Raw genomic sequence first — 19,109 nt, forward strand, 5'->3', positions numbered from 1 at the left:
TACAGTCCCCGGCATGGCGGGACGGGGCTGGGGAGGATCGGTGCTCACCGCGGTCGGCGTCGCTGCCGGCGTGGGCGCCGCACAACTGGGCTTCGGCTACGGCCTGGGCATCATCAACTGGGCACCGGTCGACGTCGGGGCCACCGAACCGTCCTGGTTCGCCAGTCTCGCCTGGGCGACCTGGATCGCCGCCGTCTCCACCATCGCCGGGGCGGTCTGCGCGCAGCGGCTGCACGAACGCGGCGAGGACATCGCCGCCGGGAGCACGCTGCACCGGGTCACCCTCGCGGTGGCGGGCGCGGTCGGCGCGTTGATCACGGTGCTGCTGGTCGCGGTGCCGTCCCGGGCCGCCTCCATGCCGGACACCTTCTCACCGCAGGCCGTCGCGGCCGGTTACGCCGGGGTCGGCGTGCTGGTGGGACTGGTGGTGGCGGTCTGGACGCTGCACTCGCGGGCCGCCGCGGCGAACGTGATCGCCACCGTCGGCTGGCTCTGGCTGCTGGCCGTGGTCTCCGTCGCCGACGGGGTGCTCGCCGGCCGGGGGCTGACCAGCGCCCAACTCGGCATCTGGCAGATCGCCCAGGACAGCCCCCGGTTCTGGTTGCGGGACCATCTCTACTGGCCGGGGGCACTGCTCGCCCTGGGCTCGGCGCTGCTGATCGGCGCGCTGGCCGCCCGGCGGGCCGCCCGGACGGCAGAGCTGCGACTCGGCGCGGTGGTCTCCGGCGCGGCCGGGCCGCTGCTCGTCGCGGTCGCCTACTTCCTCGCCGTACCCCGACTGGCCACGATCTCCCCGGCCCAGGTTTCGGCCCACCTCGTCGCGCCGTACGCGGTGATCGTCGGGGCGGCCGGTTCGGTGCTGGTGGCCTCGCTCGCCCAGCGGGCCGAGCGACGCGCCGCCGTGCGGTCGACGCCGCCGCTGCCCCGCCCTCGCACCGGCGAGCTGGACGACCTGCCGGCCGGCACGAGCCCGGTCCCACCATCCGACGTGGACGCCCACGCCGGGCTCCCGGCCACCCCGGCGGGCGTCTCGGACGCCCCCCGTACGCAGACCGAGCCCGCCCCGGGAAGCCGCGCGCCTGACCCGGGGAATCCCGTGTCCGGGCCGCAGCGCGGCGCGGACTCCTCGGCACCGGCGACGGGAAGCGGTGGGGATTCGACACCATCGGCGACCGGACGGGCCCGGCCGGTCCGGCGGAGTCGGACTTCCGCGGTGGGCAAGCCGGACGGTGCGTCGCCGGTCGATCCCGCTGCGGACCAGGGCCCCCGCTGACAGCCTCGCCACCCCTGACGACCTCGTCCCAGGTCGGTATCCCGCGAAGCTCGTATGACGCCCCGGCAACGGTAGGAACCCGGCCCGCCAGGGCGCGGTGAAGGCACCCGACCCGGCAGGGCTCGGCGGATCAGTCGACCGGCCAGGTGTGCACCGGCTCGTTGCTGCGTTGGAGTTCGGCGTACCGGTTGGCCATGTGGTGCAGCGCCGCGTCCCGGTCCAGGTTGCGGTGCCGTTCGGCGGCCCACACCGTCTCGGTCTGCCAGACCGCGCCGTTGCGGCCGGTCTGGCAGCGCTGCTCGATGATGCCGAGCAGCCGGTCCCGTTCGGCGGGGGCGACCCCGAACCGGTCGAGCCCGGTGGCCGCCTTCGGCAGCAGGGTGTCGAGGACCAGCTTGGTGACCGGCACTTCGCCGAGCCGGGGCCAGTGCAGCATCGCGTCCATGCCCCGTCGGGCGGCGGCGTGGAAGTTCTCCTCGGCGGAGCTGAAGGTGAGCTGGCTCCAGATCGGCCGGTCCGACTCGGCCAGCCCACGCGCCAACCCGAAGTAGAAGGCGGCGTTGGCCAGCATGTCGACCACGGTCGGGCCGGCCGGCAGCACCCGGTTCTCCACCCGCAGGTGCGGGCGGCCGTTCATGATGTCGTACACCGGGCGGTTCCAGCGGTAGACGGTGCCGTTGTGCAGCCGCAGCTCGGACAGTTGCGGGACGCCGCCGCCGTGCAACACCTCGACCGGGTCCTCGTCGGCGCAGATCGGCAGCAGCGGCGGGAAGTACCGGACGTTCTCCTCGAACAGGTCGAAGATCGAGGTGATCCAGCGTTCCCCGAACCACACCCGGGGACGTACCCCCTGGGCCTTCAGCTCGTCCGGGCGGGTGTCGGTGGCCTGTTGGAAGAGCGCGATCCGGGTCTCCGCCCAGAGTTGCCGGCCGTAGAGGAACGGTGAGTTCGCCCCGACGGCGACCTGGACGCCGGCGATGGCCTGGGAGGCGTTCCAGTAGTCGGCGAAGCTGTCCGGTGCCACCTGGAGGTGGAACTGGAGGCTGGTGCAGGCGGCCTCGGGCACGATCGAGTCGGTGTGCGTCCGGAGCCGCTCCACCCCCCGGATGTCCAGCTCGATGTCCTCACCCCGGGCACCGACGATCTGGTCGTTGAGCACCCGGTACCGCTCGTTGGTGGAGAGGTTGTCGGCCACCAGGTGCCGCTCGGTCAGGGTGGGCAGGATGCCGACCATGACGATCCGGGTGTCCGACCTGGCCGCCCGTTCGTCGGCCCGGGTCAGGCTGCTGCGCAGGTCGCTCTCGTAGTTGGTGAAGCCGGCTCCCTCGATCAGTCGGGGTGCCGCGTTCAGCTCCAGGTTGAACTGTCCCAGCTCGGTCTGGAAGAGCGGGTCGGCGATCGCGGCGAGAATCTCGTCGTTGCGCATCGCCGGTTCGGCGTCCGGGTCCATCAGGTTGAGTTCGATCTCCAGGCCGGTCATCGGCCGGTCGGCGTCGAAGCCGAAGTCGTCGAGCATCAGCGCGAAGACGTCCAGGCACCGCCGTACCTTCTGCCGGTAGCGGACCCGGTCCTCTCGGGAGAAGGCGCCCTGCTCGACGTCCCTACCCATGTTTCCTCCCGGCGTGAGGCGCACGGAACGGTGATCGTCCCGACGCGCAGTGTGAACCACAACGGTAAGAGCGCCCACGCGTCGGGGCCAGTGCCCACCGGGTATGCGCTGCCGGCTTCTCTACCCCGTGGTCGTCCACCGGCACCGGGGCGAACTCCCGCCGGCCGGTGACAATCCACACCCCTACGCGTCGAGGCCCCCGCTCGCGGGGAGCGGGGGCCTCGACGACGGGGTGGCTCAGGCCTGCCGGATGCCCTCGCCCTCGATCTCGATCTTGATCTTCTTGCCGACCAGCACGCCGCCGGTCTCCAGGGCGACGTTCCAGGTCAGACCGAAGTCCTCGCGGTCGATCTCGGTGCTGGCGGTGAAGCCGAACACGTCGGTGCCGAACGGGGTGCGGCCGACACCCTCGAACTCGACCTCCAGCTCGACCTGGCGGGTGACGCCCTTGATGGTCAGGTCGCCGAGCAGGACGAACTCGTTGCCGTCGTGGGACTTCACGGCGGTGCTGCGGTACTCCAGCGTCGGGAACTGCTCGACGTCGAGGAACTCGGGGCTGCGCAGGTGACCGTCCCGGTCAGCCTGGGCGGTGTTGATGCTGGCCGCCTGGATGGTGGCGGAGACCGAGGACTGCAACGGGTTCTCGGCGACGGTGATGGTGGCGGTCGCGTCGGCGAACTCGCCGCGTACCTTGCTGACCATCATGTGTCGAGCGACGAAGCCCACCCGCTTGTGCGCGGCGTCCAGCAGGTAGGTGCCGGCGGCGGGAATGGTGAGGCCGTCCCAGTCGCGGGTAACCGAATCGGTGCTGGTCATGTAACTGCCCTCCGGGGAAGATTGTTCTGAAGCCCAACGACTGCCTGAGCAACTATAGCCGTGGCAATATTCCCTGTGTCAAGCACTGTTAGGATGGCCAGGTGGACGAGAAAGTGTTCGACGACCCCCGGATCACCGCCGTCGGCCTCCTTGTCGAGGCGTACGCCGGGCTGTCGGCCCGGTTCGCCGCGCAGTACGAGGAGCACGGCGTCTCCGCGGTCGAGTTCGAGGTGCTGATGCGCCTCACCCGCTCCCCCGGCAACCAGCTGCGGATGACCGACCTGGCCGCGCAGACCTCCCTGTCCACCAGCGGCGTCACCCGGGTGGTGGACCGGATGGAACGCGACGGGCTGCTCCGCCGCCGGGCCTGCCCGTCCGACCGCCGCAGCTCGTACGCGGTGGTCACGCCCGCCGGCCTGAAGCGGCTGGACGAGACCCTGCCGGGCCACCTACGGATCATCGAGCAGTGGTTCACCGGCCAACTCGAGCCCGAGACCCTCACCGTCATGCTGGACGGCCTGCGCCGCGTGCGCGACGCCGTCCATCCGGGAGCGACCGCCGGCAGCACCGACCGGGCACCGACCGACGAGCCGACGTCCGCCTGCTGACCCACCGGCAGAAAAAGCGGCAGAACCTGACGGACCCACCGGACGCACACCCGCCGATGCCCACAAAACGGACGGTCGGGCTGGCTAGCCTTCATCGAGCGGGGGAGCACCGGGGGGTGCCGGCGCGAGCGATTGAGCGAGGGGTTGACCAGGGGGCTTGTTCGCTCGCGCCACCCCCGCGCCTACTCCAGGAGGCGCTCCTCGTCCGGCAGCAACCGGATGCCGCCGTGCCGGCACGCCTGCGTCAACCGCTCACGTACCTCGGCGGAGCCGGTGCTCACGGCCAACCCGACAAGCGCCTCGACCACGTCCCGCCGGTCCTGGCCGGCCGCCCCGGCAGCCACCGCCACCGCGAACCACTCCGCCGCCAACTCCCGGTCCCCCCGGTGCTGTGCCAGGGTGCCCTCGATCAGCGCGCACACCCCTTCCTCGGCACCGACCGGCCCGGACGGGCGGCCCCCGACCGTGCCCGCCTCCGCCGCCGTCCGGGACGTGGACGGCCCCGGACGGCCGTCACAGCGCAGCTCGGCCAGGACCTCGCCGGCCTCGTCCGTCCGACCTGACCGGGCCAGCGCCAGGCCCACCGTGCCGAGCACCCGCCGCCGGTGCCCCGGATCACCCACCCCTGCCAACGCCGCGACCACCCGCCGGCCCTGCTCCACCGCGTCGCCGTAACGGCCCTCCAGCCGGGCCACCTCGGCCAGGTCGGCACGGGCCAGCAGGCGCAGCCGGGGCTCGCCGCACTGGGCGGCCAACCGGTCGACCGCGGCGAGTCGACGCCGGGCGGCCGGCAGGTCACCGAGGCGGATCTCGTGCCAGGTCAGCTGGTGCTGGGCGACTGCCACGTCCCGGGTTCGGCCGTGCCGGGTGGCCAGGGTCAGTGCCGCGTGCGCCTGCTCGGCCGCTTCGTCGTACCCACCGGTGGCGACCAGCAGGGTGCCGAGGACGGTCCGCGCCGCCAACTCCCCGGCCACCTCGGTCCGCCCGGCCAGCACCGCGAGCGCGGCGCGGGCGGCGGGCAGTTCCTGTGCCGCCGCGCCGTGTTCGGCGGCGAGCCGGGCCACCCCGAGCAGCGCACACGCGCGCAGCACCGGATCGGCATCGGCGGTGCGGGGGTCCGCGAGCAGCCGCCGCAGCCACTGCCGGCCACTGACGTCCCGCCCCCGCATCCGCCACCAGCGGGTCAACGCGGCGGCCAGGCGCAGCGCGGTGATCGGGTCGTCCCCGGCGGCGTGCGCCAGCGCCGCGCCGATGTCGCCGGTCGCCTCGTCGAGCCGGCGGACGGCGGTGGGCTGTCGCGTCCCGACCAGGTCCGGCGCGGTACGGGTCACCAACCGGGTGACCGCGACCGCATGCCGGCGTCGGGCGGCGGTCAGTTCACCCCGGCCGGCGGCCTGCTCGGCGGCGTACTCGCGGACCGCGTCGAGCAGGCGGAACCGCAGCGGTCCGGTGCCCCGGACACTGAGCAGGCCCAACTCGACCAACCGGTCCAGCAGTGGCACCGGATCGGCCACCGGCAGGCCGTCCCGGTCGACCAGGTCGACGAGCACCTCCTCGGCCAGTTCCACCGACCATCGGTTGGCGAAGACCGAGAGCCGGCGCAACGCGGCCTGCTCCCCCTCGTCGAGCAGTCGGTAGCTGGTGGCCACCGCCTCCCGCAGGGTCACCGCCACCGCCGTCCGGGCAGGCTCGGCGGTACGGCTCGGCGGCGCGGCCTCCCAACCCCGCCAGCCCAGGTCCGGACCGGCCAGGTCGAGCACCCGGTCGCCGTACCGGTCGAGCAGTTCGGGCAGGTAGAGGCTCCGCCCCCGGGCCGCCATCAGCTCGATCGCCAGCGGCAGGCCGTCGAGTCGACGAACCAGCGCGGTGAGGGCGGGCAACTCGTCCGGGCCGGGCGGTTCCGGGCGGACCCGGGTGAGCCGGGCGGTGAACAGCGCCGCCGCCGGCCAGCGGGCCAACTCGTCCGGGTCGACCACGTCGGCCGGGGGCACCTCCAGCGGGGCCACCGGACGGACGAGTTCGCCGGGAAGGCCGACCGGGTGTCGTCCGGTCACCACCACCCGCAGGGTCGGCACCGCCCCGACGAGCAGGTGCAGCACCTCGGCCACCGGGTCGGGGGCCCGTTCGACCGCGTCCACCAGCAGCAGCGCCGGGCGGCCCCGGAGCCGGGCGGCCAACTCGGCGAGGCGGGCCGCGCCGAGCACCGCGCAGGCCGCGGCGAGCACGTCGTTGGCGTCGGACCCGACGCCGACCAGCACCCCGGCCACCCCGCCGGGGTGGGCGTCGGTCACCGCGTGCGCCACGGCCAGGGCGAGCGCCGTCTTGCCCACTCCGGCCAGGCCGACCAGGCTCAGCACCGACGGCCAACCGTCGCCGGTCAACAACCCGGCCAGCTCGTCCAGTTCCCGTTCCCGGCCGATCAGCTCGACCGCCGGGGGGAGCGCGATCGGCGTACCCGGGAGGTCGAGGTCCCGGTGGGCGGTGCCGGCGGCGGTCGGTCGTCGCGGGAGCCCGACGGCGGCCGGGAGGGCCGGGCCGGCGGCGGCCCGGCCACGGGCGCTGGTAAGGAAGCCGGCGCGGGCCGCGCCGGTCAGGCCGAGCGCCCCGGCGATCAGCTCGACGGTGGTGCGGTGTGGTCGGTGGGACCGGCCGCGCTCCAGGTCACGGACCGTCCGCACGCCCACCCCGGCCCGCTGTGCCAGGTCGGCCTGGGTGAGGCCGGAGGCCAGGCGGTGGGCCCGCACCAGCTCCCCGATCGGGGTACGACCACCCGCGCCGGACGAATGATCATGATCCGGGGTCATGGGCAGGAAGGGTACGGACGGGATACGACGCCGAGCAGCCCTTCGTCGGCCTACCGACGGAAGACTGCGGATACCCGACAAACCCCCGTGCTGCCCCTACCCCGACGGGACGGTCACAGGCCCAGGTCGCGAGCGATGATCATGCGCTGCACCTCGGAGGTGCCCTCACCGATCTCCAGGATCTTGGAGTCCCGCCAGAACCGGGCCACCGGGTACTCGTTCATGAAGCCGTAGCCGCCGTGGATCTGGGTCGCCTCCCGGGCGTTGTCCACCGCGATCGTGCTGGCGTGCAGCTTGGCGATCGCCGCCTGCCGCTTGAACGGCTCACCGGCGAGCATCCGCGCGGCGGCGTCGTAGTAGGCCAGCCGCGCGGTGTGCGCCTTCAGCTCCATGTCAGCGATCTTGAACTGGATCGCCTGGTAGTTGCCGATCGGCTGGCCGAAGGCCTGACGCTGCATGGCGTACTTCACCGACTCGTCGACGCAGCCCTGGGCGAGGCCGACGGCGAGCGCGGCGATGGCGATCCGCCCCTCGTCGAGAATCCGCAGGAACTGCGCGAAACCCCGTCCCCGCGCACCGAGCAGGTTCTCCGCCGGCACCCGGCAGTCGTCGAAGGTCAGCTCGTGGGTGTCCGAGGCGTTCCACCCCACCTTCGAGTACGCCGACGCGACGGTGAAGCCGGGCGTGCCGGACGGCACGATGATGGTGGACAGCTCCTTCGAGCCGTCCGCGTTGGTGCCGGTCACCGCGGTGACGGTGACCAGGGCGGTGATGTCGGTGCCCGAGTTGGTGATGAACGCCTTCGCCCCGTTGATCACCCACTCGCCGGTCGACGAGTCCAGCACCGCCCGGGTCTGGGTGCCGCCCGCGTCCGACCCGGTGCCCGGCTCGGTCAGCCCGAACCCGGCGAGCGCCTCACCGCTGAGCAGCTTCGGCAGCCACCGCGCCTTCTGCTCGGCGGTGCCGAAGCGGTGGATCGGCATCGCGCCGAGGGAGACCGCCGCCTCCAGGGTGATCGCCACGCTGGAGTCAACCCGGGCCAGCTCCTCCAAGGCCAGGCAGAGGGCGAAGTAGTCGCCGCCCATGCCGCCGTGCTCCTCGGGGAAGGGCAGGCCGAACAGCCCCATCTTGCCCATCTGCCGGACGATCTCGTACGGGAAGGTGTGCCGCTCGTAGTGCTCGGCGATCACCGGCGCGACCGCCTCGCGGGCGAAGTCCCGCACGCTCTCCCGCAGCGCCTCTTGCTCCTCGGTGAGCCGGAAGTCCATCGGTTCCTCCTGTACGGGTTCTCCGCCGGGCGTTCGTGACGCCGGGCGGTCGCTGGGCCGATCGCGGTGGCGGTGCTGTCCGGGGTCGCCGGTGCAGCTCTTGTTGGCTGATGCGGTGCTCGCTGCCGGGTCGCCCGCTCTCGGCAGCCGGTCGCGGTCGCGGGGTGGCGACCGGTCAGACCGGGGTGACGCCGTGCCGGCGGCGGGAGAAGTGCCGCTCCTTGCTCCGGGCGGCGGCGAACCGGCGGACCAGTTCGGCGCGCAGTTCGTGCGGCTCGACGATCGCGTCGATCACCAGCTCACTGGCGAGCCGGACCACGTCGATGTCCCGCTCGTACTCGGTGCGCTTCGCGGTGACGAAGGCGGCCCGCTCGGCCTCGTCGGCGATGGCCGCGATCTTGTTGGCGTAGACGGCGTTGACGGCCGCCTCCGCCCCCATCACCGCGATCTTCGCGGTGGGCAGCGCGATCGTCGCGTCCGGCTCGAAGCCGGGACCGGCCATCGCGTACAGGCCCGCCCCGTACGCCTTGCGGACCACCACGCAGATCTTGGGTACGGTCGCCTCGGAGATCGCGGTGATCATCTTGGCCCCGTGTCGGATGATGCCCTGCTTCTCCACCGCGCTGCCGACCATGAACCCGGGCACGTCGGACAGGAACAGCAGCGGCACGTTGAACGCGTCGCAGAGCTGCACGAACCGGGTCGCCTTGTCGGCCGAGTCGACGAAGAGCACCCCGCCCTTGAACATCGAGTTGTTGCCGACCACGCCGACGACCTCGCCGTCGAGTCGGCCGAACCCGATGGTCAGCTCCCGGGCCCAGAGCGCCTGGATCTCGAAGAACGAGCCCTCGTCGAGCAGGCCCTTGACGTACCGGCGCATGTCGAACGCCTGCCGCTCGCTGGCCGGGACCAGCGCGGCGAGATCGGCCTTCTCCGGCGCGGCGACAGCCGGCGCGGCCGGCGGCTGCTGCTGCCAGTTCGACGGCAGGTAGGACAGGTAGTTCTTCACCACGTCCAGCGCGTCGGCCTCGGTCTTGCAGAGGAAGTGCCCGACGCCGGACTCGGCGCAGTGCACCTTCGCGCCACCCATCGCCTCCAGGGTGGTCTTCTCCCCGGTGACCATCTCGACCATCCGGTCCGAGCCGAGGTACATGCTGGCGTTGCCGTCGACCATGGCGACCACGTCGCAGAACGCCGGGATGTACGCCCCACCGGCGGCGCTCGGCCCGAACAGCGCGCAGACCTGCGGGATCGCCCCCGAGGCGCGGACCTGGTTCCAGAAGATCTTCCCGGCGCCGCGTCGACCGGGGAACAGGTCGACCTGGTCGGTGATCCGGGCCCCGGCCGAGTCGACCAGGTAGACCATCGGCACGCCGGTCGAGTACGCCCGCTCGATGATCCGGATGATCTTTTCGACGGTCCGCGCGCCCCAACTGCCGGCCTTCACCGTGGAGTCGTTGGCCATCAGGCAGACCGGCCGGCTGTCGATGGTCGCGGTGCCGGTGACCACACCGTCGGCGGGTAGCCCCTCGGCCAGGGCGTTGGCATAGAGGCCGTCCTCGACGAACGAGCCCTCGTCGACCAGGAGCGCGACCCGCTCCCGGGCGAAGAGCTTGCCCTTGCCGGCGTTCGCCGCGTGGTACCTGTCCGCACCGCCGGAGCGGGCGCGCTTGCGCAGCTGCTCCAGTGCCTCACCGTCGAGCGTCACGCCGACCCCCTCGCCCCGCGCCTCGTGGACGCGCCCGACCGCCATGCCGCGCGAACGCCGTCGTCGACGCTCCGACCAGCCTGAACGATCGTTAGGCTAGCGCATCCGGGCCCCACCCGACCACCCGACCGACTTCCGCTCCGGATATTGATACCCAACTATCGATGTGGCTAGGCTCCTGAGACCCCCTCCGGATTGGAGTGAGCCATGAACTCACGCATCGGCCGGTTCGCCGTCGCCGCCCTGGCGACGGCCACCGCCACCCTCGGCGTCACGGTCGCCAACCCCTCACCGGCCGCCGCCGCCATGACCATCTGCTACAACACCAGCCAGGCGCCGAGCTACGCCAGCATCGCCAACCAGGCCGCCTCGATCTGGAACGACGCCACGACGAACCTGACGCTGACCGCGAACTGCGGCACCAACCTGCGGATCTACCAGATCACCGGCGGCGGCTCGTACGCCCAGCGCACCAGCCTGGGCAACGGGCGGGTCTACATCGACACCCAGCAGGCCGCCCAGTACAGCCCGCTGCGGATCATGACCCACGAGATCGGGCACATCCTCGGCCTGCCCGACAACTACAACGGCAACTGCGCGATCCTGATGTCCGGCGGCAGCGCCGGCACCAGCTGCACCAACCCGTACCCGAGCACCACCGAGGCGAACCGGGTCAGCAGCCTGTTCGCCGGCACCCTCAGCGCCACCGAGCGGAGCAGCGGCACCGGCAGCCAGGTCTTCCGGGACAGCTGGCCGGCCCTGCTCACCGTGGGCTGACGCACCGACCGACATGACGGAGGGGCCGGCATCCCGCCGGCCCCTCCCGCCGTCCATGCCCGGCTACCGGCGGGCGGTCAGCCGGGTACGCGGGCCGGCGCGGAGCACGCCGGACGGAAGCCGCTTGTCGAGCAGATGCTCGGCCAACTCGGCGGCCCCGATCAGGGCATCCAGGTCGATGCCCGTGTCGATGCCCATGTCGTGCAGCATGTGCACCGCCTCCTCGGTGGCCAGGTTGCCGCTCGCCCCCGGGGCGTACGGGCAGCCGCCCAGGCCGCCGACGCTGGCGTCGAACTCGGTGATCCCCAGCTCCAACGCGGTCAGCAGGTTCGCCAACGCGGTGCCCCGGGTGTTGTGGAAGTGCAGCAGCACCGGCACGTCGGCGTCGCGGTCGCGGACCGCGGTGACCAGCTCCCGGACCCGTCGGGGCGTACCCATGCCGGTGGTGTCGCCGAACGCGACCCGGTCGGCGCCGTCGCGGACCACCCGCTCGACGATGCCGGCGACCCGCCCCGGGTCGACGTCCCCCTCGTACGGGCAGCCGAAGCTGGTCGCCACGATCACCTCGGCGCGGGCGCCCGCGCCGTGCAGCAGGTCGATCAGCTCGGCGATGTCGTCGAGGGACTCGTCGGTGGAGCGGTTGACGTTGCGCCGGTTGTGCGTGTCGCTGGCCGAGACCACGACCTCGATCTCGGTGAAGCCGGCGGCCAGGGCGCGCTGGGCACCCCGGGTGTTGGGCACCAACGCCGAGTAGCGGACCCCCTCCGCCTTCCGGGCCCGCCGCCACACCTCGTCGGCGTCGGCCATCTGCGGGATCGCCAACGGGTGCACGAACGACACCGCCTCGATCCGGCGTACGCCGGTGCCGGACAGGGCGTCGAGCAGCCGCACCTTGGCCCCGGTCGGGATCGGCTCCTCGTTCTGGAGCCCGTCGCGCGGCCCGACCTCCCGGATCGACACCGCCGCTGGCATCTGACTCATGGTCACCTCGCTGTGACATCGGGTCGTCCGGGAGGCCGTCCCGCGCCGTCGCCCCTCGTGGGGACGACGACCGGCGACGCCGGACGACCGGTGGTCCCTCCAGGGAACCACTACGGCGGCGGCAGCCGCCAGGCCGCCCCCGGTGTCGGGGGCCGGGGCCGACCCCCGCCACCCACGAGGGTGTCAGCCCCCGACAACCGGGAGGTCAACGCTGCGACGGTCCCTCCACCAGCTCGGCGGCGCTGCGGAACGTCGCCGCGAGGGCACCCGCCCAGCCGACGGCGTCCTCGCGGCCCAACACCAGCGCCATCGCCACCGCCCCCTCCGCGAACAGGGCCATCGACCGCAGGCACCGGCCCACGCGACGACTGTCGACGCGCGGGCGCGCGCCGCCGATCGATCTTCCGCTTCCCATTTCTCCACCCCTGAGGACGCAGTGAACGCCGATGGAACCCATCGACCCTGATGTGCGTCCGGCCACCCGCCGAGCACATCGACGGCGGTCGGCCGCACGACGGGGACAACGACCTGCCGGGCCACGTCGCACGGCCTTCTGGCCGGGCAGCACGCGCGGTGGGCGGCCAAAGCGGAGCGCGGCCCAGCCGTTGCTCCACAACGGAATCGACGCCGGCCGGCCCCGCCGGGCCGGACCGTCCTACCCGGACAACTACCCGGCCAAAACTGAGCACGGGCACAGGTCGGATCACTCACCATTGCTCTGAGGGAGTAGGAATGAACTCCCGTCACGCAGCTCTGCGAAAGGCCCGGCATGACCTCCGACACCAGCACGCCAGCCCCACCCGGGGGGTGGCACCGGCGACACCGACTCGTCTCGCGCGAGCAACTGGCCGCGGGGTACGAGTCCCGGTACGGGTCGACGGCGGTGTCCGACTACGCGCTGGCGGTCCGCGACCTCGTCGAGCAGTGCCCCGACATCGGTCCGGTCGACACCTGGAGCAGGCTGTCCGCGCGGATCTGCCGCAAGGGGTCCGGCCGCGACTGGGCCACCTGGCGCAGGCGGCTGTCCCGGCACTTCACCACCGAGACCAAGGGCCCACCCTGGCAGACCGTGGTCCTGGTGGTCGAGTGCACCGTCGCGGAAGCCAACCGGACGGCGACCCTGCGCCGATTCGCCCAGCTGTACGAGGCGGCCCGGGGTGAGCGACCGACGTCGGACCGACGTCGCGGGACCGTCGACCCGGCCCACCTCGACGACGCGGACCCGCAGCCGGCCCGCTCCGGCGGGGCTGCCCCCACCGGGGACGACACCGACGCGATGCTCGACGCCCTACGGGGTGAGAACGCCACCCTGCGCCGCCGGCTGGCCGCCTGGAAGGCCGAGAACGAACTGTTGCGCGCCACCATCGAGGCCGCGAACCGCGCTGCGCCGAAGAGACACCCCCAGCACCGGCCGCTCGGTGGCGGCAGCCGTCCGGATGACGTGCCGCGACAACGGGAGTCCACCCTGCTGGCCGGGCCGGCGCGCAAGGACCGCAACCCCGGGCACTTCCCCGCCGGCCCGACCTCGACCAACGACGCCCCGCCCGGCCGGCACCACCGCCCACCCCGGATCGACACGGTGTCGCTGCCGCCCCGCCTCGACGTCGTCAGCGCCCCGACCCACCCGGTGGCGCCCCTGCCGTACGCGCCCGGGGGATTGCGGCGGGACTGACCACGGGGCCCGCGCCGGCAGCGGCCGGCCCCGTGATCGACGCCCGTGCGGGTCAGCGCATCCGGCCGACGATGCCCGTGTCGTAGTCGCCGGAGACGAACTCCTCGTTCGCCAGCAGCTCGACGAAGAAGGGCAGGTTGTTCTTCGGGCCGGCCAGCTCGAAGTCGGCGACCGCCGTCCGGGCTCGGGCCAGTGCCTCGGCCCGGTCCGCGCCGGTGACGACGAGCTTGGCCAGCAGGCTGTCGTAGAACGGGGTGACGGTGTTGCCGGCGACGTACCCGGAGTCGACCCGTACCCCCTCGCCGGTCGGCTCCACCCAGGTCCTGATGACGCCGGGGCCGGGCAGGAAACGCTTCGGGTCCTCCGCGTTGATCCGCAGTTCGACGGCGTGCCCGCGCGGGGTCAACGCGTCCGGGTCGAAGGTCGGCGGCAGGCCGGCCGCCACCCGCAGCTGCTCCTCGACCAGGTCGACGCCGTAGACCAGCTCGGTCACCGGGTGTTCCACCTGGAGCCGGGTGTTCATCTCCAGGAAGAAGAACTCCTGCGTAGCGGGGTCGAGCAGGCATTCGACAGTGCCCGCGTTGCGGTAGCCGACCGCCTCGCCGGCCCGTACGGCGGCGGCCAGGAACCGCGCCCGCAGCTCCGGGGAGACCGCCGGGGAGGGGGACTCCTCGACCAGCTTCTGGTTGCGGCGCTGGACCGAGCACTCACGTTCGCCGAGCGCCACCACCCGGCCGTCGGCCAGGCCGAGGATCTGCACCTCGACGTGGCGCACCCGGGGGAAGTACCGCTCGATCAGCACCGAACCGTCGCCGAACATCCGCTCGGCGAACGCGCGGACCTGGTCGTACTCGGTGCGCAGCGCGGCCTCGTCGGCGGCCACTCCCATGCCCATCCCGCCGCCACCGGCGGCGGCCTTGACCATCACCGGGTAACCGATCTCCGTGGCGGCGGCGACCGCCGCGGCCAGGTCGGCGGCCGGCTCGGTGGTGCCGGGCGCGACCGGCACCCCGGCCGCCGCCATCAGGTTCCGGGCGTTGATCTTGTCGCCCATCGCGGTGATCGCATCCGCGCCGGGCCCGACCCAGATCAGCCCGGCGGCCCCGACGGTACGGGCGAAGTCGGCGTTCTCCGACAGGAAGCCGTAACCGGGGTGGATGGCCTGCGCTCCGGTGGCCTTGGCAGCGGCGAGGATCGCCTCGACGTTGCGGTAGCTCTGGGCCGGGTTCGCCGGTCCCACGCACACCGCCTCATCGGCCTCGACCACGAACGGCAGGTCGGCGTCGGCCTCCGAGTGCACCGCGATCGCACGGATGCCGAGCCGCTTCGCGGTACGGATGATCCGGCGGGCGATCTCGCCCCGGTTGGCGACCAACAGCGACTCGATCATGTTTCCTCCAGCGTCCAGGGGTGGGGACGGATGCTCAGCGTCCGGGGTGGGGACGGATGCTAGGGAACCACGGTCGGGCCGTCTGCCACGAGTCGGGCGGGAGTGTCACCGGCCGCCCGGCGCGTCGGGGCAGGCGGTGCCGCCCCGGGCCTCGGGGACGGCAGGCGCGCGGGTCAGCGGGCCGCCCAGGGTGCCCCGGGGCACGCGTCACGCGGGGGGCGTCAGGCGGGTGCGGTCAGGAACCGGTCTCGGCCAGCAGGGCGGCCAGCGCGGCGGCACGCAGCAACGCCGCCCGGCGACGCCGGTCGACCTCGCCGCCGAGGAACGGGGTCGAGTTCATCAGGCCGAACGCGGCATGCGCCAGCACCCGCGCCTCACCGTCGGGCAGCCCCGGGTGCAGGGCGGTCAGCACGGTCACCCACTCCTCGACGTACAGCCGCTGGAGCTTGCGGATGCGACGGCGCGGCTCGTCCGGGAGACGGTCCAGTTCGTGCAGGTGCAGGGCGATCACCGCCGGGTTGGCCAGCGCGAAGTCGACGTGGAAGTCGATCAGCGACTCCAGCGCGCCGCGTGGGTCGCCCGGTCGGCCGGCGGCCCGGTCCCGGCCGCCGTCGAGCAGCCCCTCGCTGACCGGGATCAGCGCGGCGGCCAGCATCGCCTCCTTGCCGGCGAAGTGGTGGTAGAGGGCCGGGCCGGTCACCCCGGCCGCGGCACCGATGTCGTCCATGGAGACCCCGTGGTAGCCCCGGGCGGCGAAGAGCCCGACCGCGATCTCCAGGATCTCGTCGCGCCTCGACCGGCGCCGGCCCGCGCTGCCTGCGCTGCCCCTAGCCTGCTGCCCCACAGTCACCTGGCAAGCGTAGACCTCGGACCGGACACCGGGGGCCTTCGGTTACCCACCGGTTCACCAGGCGGACCCTGATCGCCGGACGGCGCGGCGCACCGGCCATAGCCTGGAGACGATCGTGTGCCCCGGAGGGAGGTGATGACGGTGCGGCAGCCGGACCGGTCGCTGTCGCTCGCCGGGGGCCTGATGGCCGGCGCGGGGGGCTTGGACGTGTTGGCCGGGATCAGCGACCTGGGCGATGGTGTGGCGTACGTCTCGCTGCACGCCGACGGGTTGGTCTTCTACGACCTCACCAGCTGGGCGTGGCTGCACCTGGCCACCGGGGTGCTGCTGGTGGCGACCGGCCTGGTCATCGCGATCGGTCGACGCCGGTGGGTGACGACCGCGCTGGTGATCGGAGTGGCGGCCGTCGTCGTCCACCTGTTCTTCGCGCCGTACCGCCCGATCGAGGCGTTGATCGTGGCGGGGTTGGCCCTGGCCGCCGTGCGGCTGGTCGTCCGGCACCGACGTGCCGGCCGCCCCGACGCGCCGGTCAGGCCGGCTGGCAGACCTTCCCGGTGAAGGACGGGTCCGGCTGGCGCTCCTCGGTCCAGGCCGGATTGGCCTCGATCGCCAGCGGCGGCGCCTGCCAGGCCGCGCCGAGCTGCTGGAGCAGCGGATACTCCCGGCGCATCCGGCTCTCCGGCACGCCGGCGAGGAAGTGGATCAGACGGCTCTGGACCAGCGACCGACCCAGTAGCCCGCCGTGCACCCCGGGCATCTGGAAGACCGGGATGCCGGTGTACTCGCCGGGAGGCGCCTCGGTGGCCGTGGTGGTCGGTAGGAAGGCCACCATCCGGACACCCGGCACCGGACACATCAACTGGTTGCGGTAGAAGGGCGCGTTGTCCAGCAGCGAGCGGATGAACGGCTCGTCCGGGCCGCTGCCGTTGCCCTCGACCAGGTCGATCACCCCGAACAGGGCGCGGAGCTGCCACCCCGTGACCACCCCCCAGCCGTGGGACGCCTCCGACGGCGGGTAGTAGGCCCGGCCGGCATTGATCAACGGGCTGAACATGACCAGGGTGTCCACCGCCGCGTGGGGGCGCTGCGCGAGGTAGGTACGGGCCAGCATCGCCCCCTCGCTCTCCCCGATCAGGGCGACCGGCCGACCGGTACGGCGGTGCAGCCGGTCCACCTGGTTCTCCAGCAGGACGGCCCCGCTCTCCAGTGACCGGGCGGTGTCCACCGGCTGGTACGGCAGCGGCCGACCGTCCCCGGCCAGCCCCCGGTAGGAGAAGCGCTCCACGTTCGGGTCGACGGGCGCGGTGCCGTCGTAGGCGGAGCCGTGGCCGGCCAGGACGATCACCGCGTGCCCCACGTCCGCCGGCAGCCGCTGACCGAGCACCACCTGCTCGATCGTCACCCCGGCCGGGACGACCTGCACCAGCGCAGGTATCGCCAGTGGTACGACGAGGGCCAGCAGAACCGCGATCGGGGTGGCCGGCACCCGGGCCCAGCGCACCCGGGGCGCCAGCACGGCGACGTGCACGGTGCGTTCCCAGAGCAGCCCGTTGGCCACCCCGGCGAGCATCGCGACCGGCACCGTCCACCAGCCGGGGACGCTCCAACACAGCGCGCCGGCCACGGTGATCACCACGAAGTTCAGCAGGGACCAGCCGACCAGCGCGATCGACGGCAGCCCGCGCCACCATGGCCCGACCACGGCGGCGCGTTGCAGGAACGGCGCGAGCAGGAACATCGGCAGCAGCGAGGCGAGCAGCACCCAGGAGAGCGCGACCACGGATGCCGCCACCGAGATCACCGCCCACGGCGAGACCAGCACGGTGACCACCGCGGACAGCCCGAAGTTGCGCCCGAGCAGCCAGCGCAGGCCGGGCCGGGGCACCTCGGAAGGCCAGGCCAGCACGACCAGCCCGGTGGTGAGCAGCCCCCGGAACCCGATCACCAGCAGCAGCCCGACCAGGAAGTCGGGCCACGAGTCGTGGTAGACGTACAGCCAGCGCAGGTCGTGGTAGGTGTCGTACGGCCAGACGGCGGTGACCTGGGGGGACAGCCCCTCGGCGGCGATGAACCCGAAGTGGACCAGCAGCACCGCCTCGACCGCCGGTGGCAGGGCGGTCAGGGCGAAGAGCGCCACCAGGCGGCGTTCCGGTCTGCGCACGTCCGCTCCTCACGGGGTAGCCGGGGCTCACCATCAGGCTCCCCTGCCCGGCGACCGCGTGTCGTACTTCCCGCCGATCTACCGTCGACCGGCTCCGGATCCCGGGCGGTCGTCGGCTTGTTGCGGTGTCCCGACTCGGGACACCGCAACAAGCCACCAGAAGCGCTGCCGGAGGCCGGTGATCGAGGGTTGGCGGAGGCGCGGCGGTCAGCTGGCGAGGCCGCCGGGCTGGTCGCCCTGCACGACGGGGGCCCGGACCAGGTTGCCCCACTCGGTCCACGAGCCGTCGTAGTTGCGCACCTGCGGGTAGCCCAGCAGGTGGTGCAGCACGAACCAGGTGTGGCTGGACCGCTCGCCGATCCGGCAGTACGCCACCACGTCGTCGGCCGGGCTCAGCCCGAGCTGGTCGGTGTAGATGGCCCGCAGCTCGTCGGCGGACCTGAAGGTGCCGTCGTCGTTCGCGGCGGACTTCCACGGCTTGCTCACCGCGCCCGGGATGTGCCCGCCGCGCAGCGCACCCTCCTGCGGGTAGTCCGGCATGTGCAGCATCTCGCCGGTGTACTCGCCCGGCGAACGGACGTCGACCAGCGGTCGGCCGGCGGCCACGTGCGCCATCACCTGTTCCCGGTACGCCCGCACCGGCGCGTCGTTGCGCTGCGACACCGGATAGTCGGCGCGTGGCCGGACCGTCTTCTCCCGGGTCAGCTCCCGCCCCTCGGCGATCCACTTCTGCCGGCCGCCGTCGAGCAGCCGTACGTCGGCGTGACCGAACAGGGTGAACACCCACAGCGCGTACGCGGCCCACCAGTTGAAGTTGTCACCGTAGAAGACAACCGTGTCACCCCGGCCGATGCCCTTGGCCGCGCACAGCTCGGCGAAGCTCTCCGCGTCCAGGTAGTCCCGGGTGACCTGGTCGTTCAGCTCGGTGTGCCAGTCGACCTTGACGGCACCCGGGAGGTGACCGGTGTCGTAGAGCAGCACGTCCTCGTCGGATTCGACCACGACGAGACCCTCGTCGCCGAGGTGCTCGGCCAACCATTCGGTGGTGACCAGCCGCTGCGGGTCGGCGTACGACTGGAGGCGGGGATGCGGATCACTGGGCACAGACATGAGCCCAAGTTACGCCGGAACCCGGCCCGCCGACCGGGCAACCGGACAGGACCGGTGACCGGCCTTCCCGCTCAGGCACGGC

General features: G+C 72.8%; 16 protein-coding genes. 5 read left to right on the forward strand and 11 right to left on the reverse strand.

The window, feature by feature from the left end; translation table 11 throughout:
• The first annotated feature begins 13 nt into the window (after window positions 1-13).
• Window positions 14-1,273: a hypothetical protein gene (locus tag ACIG87_RS09635; protein WP_396849780.1), complete on the forward strand. Its 1,260-nt coding sequence runs from the start codon at window positions 14-16 to the stop codon at window positions 1,271-1,273.
• A gap of 130 nt (window positions 1,274-1,403) precedes the next feature.
• Here the strand turns inward: ACIG87_RS09635 and ACIG87_RS09640 are convergent, their stop codons facing one another.
• Window positions 1,404-2,882, reverse strand: a complete 1,479-nt coding sequence (locus tag ACIG87_RS09640) for a glutamate--cysteine ligase (RefSeq protein ID WP_396849782.1) — start codon at window positions 2,880-2,882, stop codon at window positions 1,404-1,406.
• Window positions 2,883-3,119: 237 nt separating this feature from the next.
• Complete coding sequence (locus ACIG87_RS09645; RefSeq protein ID WP_396849783.1) at window positions 3,120-3,698, reverse strand: YceI family protein; 579 nt, start codon at window positions 3,696-3,698, stop codon at window positions 3,120-3,122.
• 101 nt (window positions 3,699-3,799) lie between these two features.
• Here ACIG87_RS09645 and ACIG87_RS09650 point away from each other — a divergent pair, with 101 nt between their 5' ends.
• Window positions 3,800-4,306, forward strand: a complete 507-nt coding sequence (locus ACIG87_RS09650; RefSeq protein WP_396849785.1) for a MarR family winged helix-turn-helix transcriptional regulator — start codon at window positions 3,800-3,802, stop codon at window positions 4,304-4,306.
• Window positions 4,307-4,488: 182 nt separating this feature from the next.
• On the opposite strand, the gene ACIG87_RS09655 is transcribed toward ACIG87_RS09650, so the two are convergent.
• The 3 genes from ACIG87_RS09655 to ACIG87_RS09665 all read right to left on the reverse strand — a co-directional run bounded on the left by ACIG87_RS09655 (window position 4,489) and on the right by ACIG87_RS09665 (window position 10,086).
• On the reverse strand, window positions 4,489-7,110 hold the full coding sequence (locus ACIG87_RS09655; protein WP_396849787.1) for an ATP-binding protein: 2,622 nt from the start codon (window positions 7,108-7,110) through the stop codon (window positions 4,489-4,491).
• Between the two features lie 113 nt (window positions 7,111-7,223).
• On the reverse strand, window positions 7,224-8,378 hold the full coding sequence (locus ACIG87_RS09660) for an acyl-CoA dehydrogenase family protein (protein WP_396849788.1): 1,155 nt from the start codon (window positions 8,376-8,378) through the stop codon (window positions 7,224-7,226).
• Window positions 8,379-8,553: 175 nt separating this feature from the next.
• Entirely contained in the window at window positions 8,554-10,086 is a 1,533-nt protein-coding gene (locus tag ACIG87_RS09665; RefSeq protein WP_396849789.1) for an acyl-CoA carboxylase subunit beta, read from the reverse strand.
• 207 nt (window positions 10,087-10,293) lie between these two features.
• On the opposite strand from ACIG87_RS09665, the gene ACIG87_RS09670 reads away from it, so the two are divergent.
• A complete protein-coding gene (locus tag ACIG87_RS09670; protein ID WP_396849791.1) occupies window positions 10,294-10,863 on the forward strand; it encodes a snapalysin family zinc-dependent metalloprotease in 570 nt (189 codons plus the stop codon).
• A gap of 63 nt (window positions 10,864-10,926) precedes the next feature.
• Here ACIG87_RS09670 and ACIG87_RS09675 read toward each other — a convergent pair whose 3' ends face one another.
• Both ACIG87_RS09675 and ACIG87_RS09680 read right to left on the reverse strand, forming a co-directional pair.
• Window positions 10,927-11,835, reverse strand: a complete 909-nt coding sequence (locus ACIG87_RS09675; RefSeq protein ID WP_396850123.1) for a hydroxymethylglutaryl-CoA lyase — start codon at window positions 11,833-11,835, stop codon at window positions 10,927-10,929.
• Window positions 11,836-12,049: 214 nt separating this feature from the next.
• The gene (locus ACIG87_RS09680; RefSeq protein WP_396849793.1) at window positions 12,050-12,184 is read right to left on the reverse strand and encodes a hypothetical protein; all 135 of its coding nucleotides are present in this window, start codon (window positions 12,182-12,184) and stop codon (window positions 12,050-12,052) included.
• 429 nt (window positions 12,185-12,613) lie between these two features.
• Here ACIG87_RS09680 and ACIG87_RS09685 point away from each other — a divergent pair, with 429 nt between their 5' ends.
• Window positions 12,614-13,516, forward strand: a complete 903-nt coding sequence (locus ACIG87_RS09685; protein WP_396849795.1) for a hypothetical protein — start codon at window positions 12,614-12,616, stop codon at window positions 13,514-13,516.
• A gap of 52 nt (window positions 13,517-13,568) precedes the next feature.
• Here the strand turns inward: ACIG87_RS09685 and ACIG87_RS09690 are convergent, their stop codons facing one another.
• Both ACIG87_RS09690 and ACIG87_RS09695 read right to left on the reverse strand, forming a co-directional pair.
• Window positions 13,569-14,906 (reverse strand): acetyl/propionyl/methylcrotonyl-CoA carboxylase subunit alpha, encoded by a 1,338-nt coding sequence (locus tag ACIG87_RS09690; RefSeq protein ID WP_396849797.1) that lies wholly within the window; start codon window positions 14,904-14,906, stop codon window positions 13,569-13,571.
• A gap of 235 nt (window positions 14,907-15,141) precedes the next feature.
• Window positions 15,142-15,756, reverse strand: a complete 615-nt coding sequence (locus ACIG87_RS09695; protein WP_396849798.1) for a TetR/AcrR family transcriptional regulator — start codon at window positions 15,754-15,756, stop codon at window positions 15,142-15,144.
• 135 nt (window positions 15,757-15,891) lie between these two features.
• On the opposite strand from ACIG87_RS09695, the gene ACIG87_RS09700 reads away from it, so the two are divergent.
• A complete protein-coding gene (locus ACIG87_RS09700; protein ID WP_396849800.1) occupies window positions 15,892-16,314 on the forward strand; it encodes a hypothetical protein in 423 nt (140 codons plus the stop codon).
• Here ACIG87_RS09700 and ACIG87_RS09705 read toward each other — a convergent pair.
• Window positions 16,286-17,917 (reverse strand): hypothetical protein, encoded by a 1,632-nt coding sequence (locus ACIG87_RS09705; RefSeq protein ID WP_396849801.1) that lies wholly within the window; start codon window positions 17,915-17,917, stop codon window positions 16,286-16,288. The two genes, ACIG87_RS09700 and ACIG87_RS09705, sit on opposite strands and share 29 nt — an antisense overlap.
• A 207-nt stretch (window positions 17,918-18,124) precedes the next feature.
• Window positions 18,125-19,027, reverse strand: coding sequence for a sulfurtransferase (locus ACIG87_RS09710; protein ID WP_396849802.1), 903 nt, complete (start codon window positions 19,025-19,027; stop codon window positions 18,125-18,127).
• Between the last annotated feature and the right edge of the window lie 82 nt (window positions 19,028-19,109).

Origin of the sequence: Micromonospora sp. NPDC051925 (genome assembly GCF_044548625.1) — a bacterium.
Taxonomy (GTDB): domain Bacteria; phylum Actinomycetota; class Actinomycetes; order Mycobacteriales; family Micromonosporaceae; genus Micromonospora.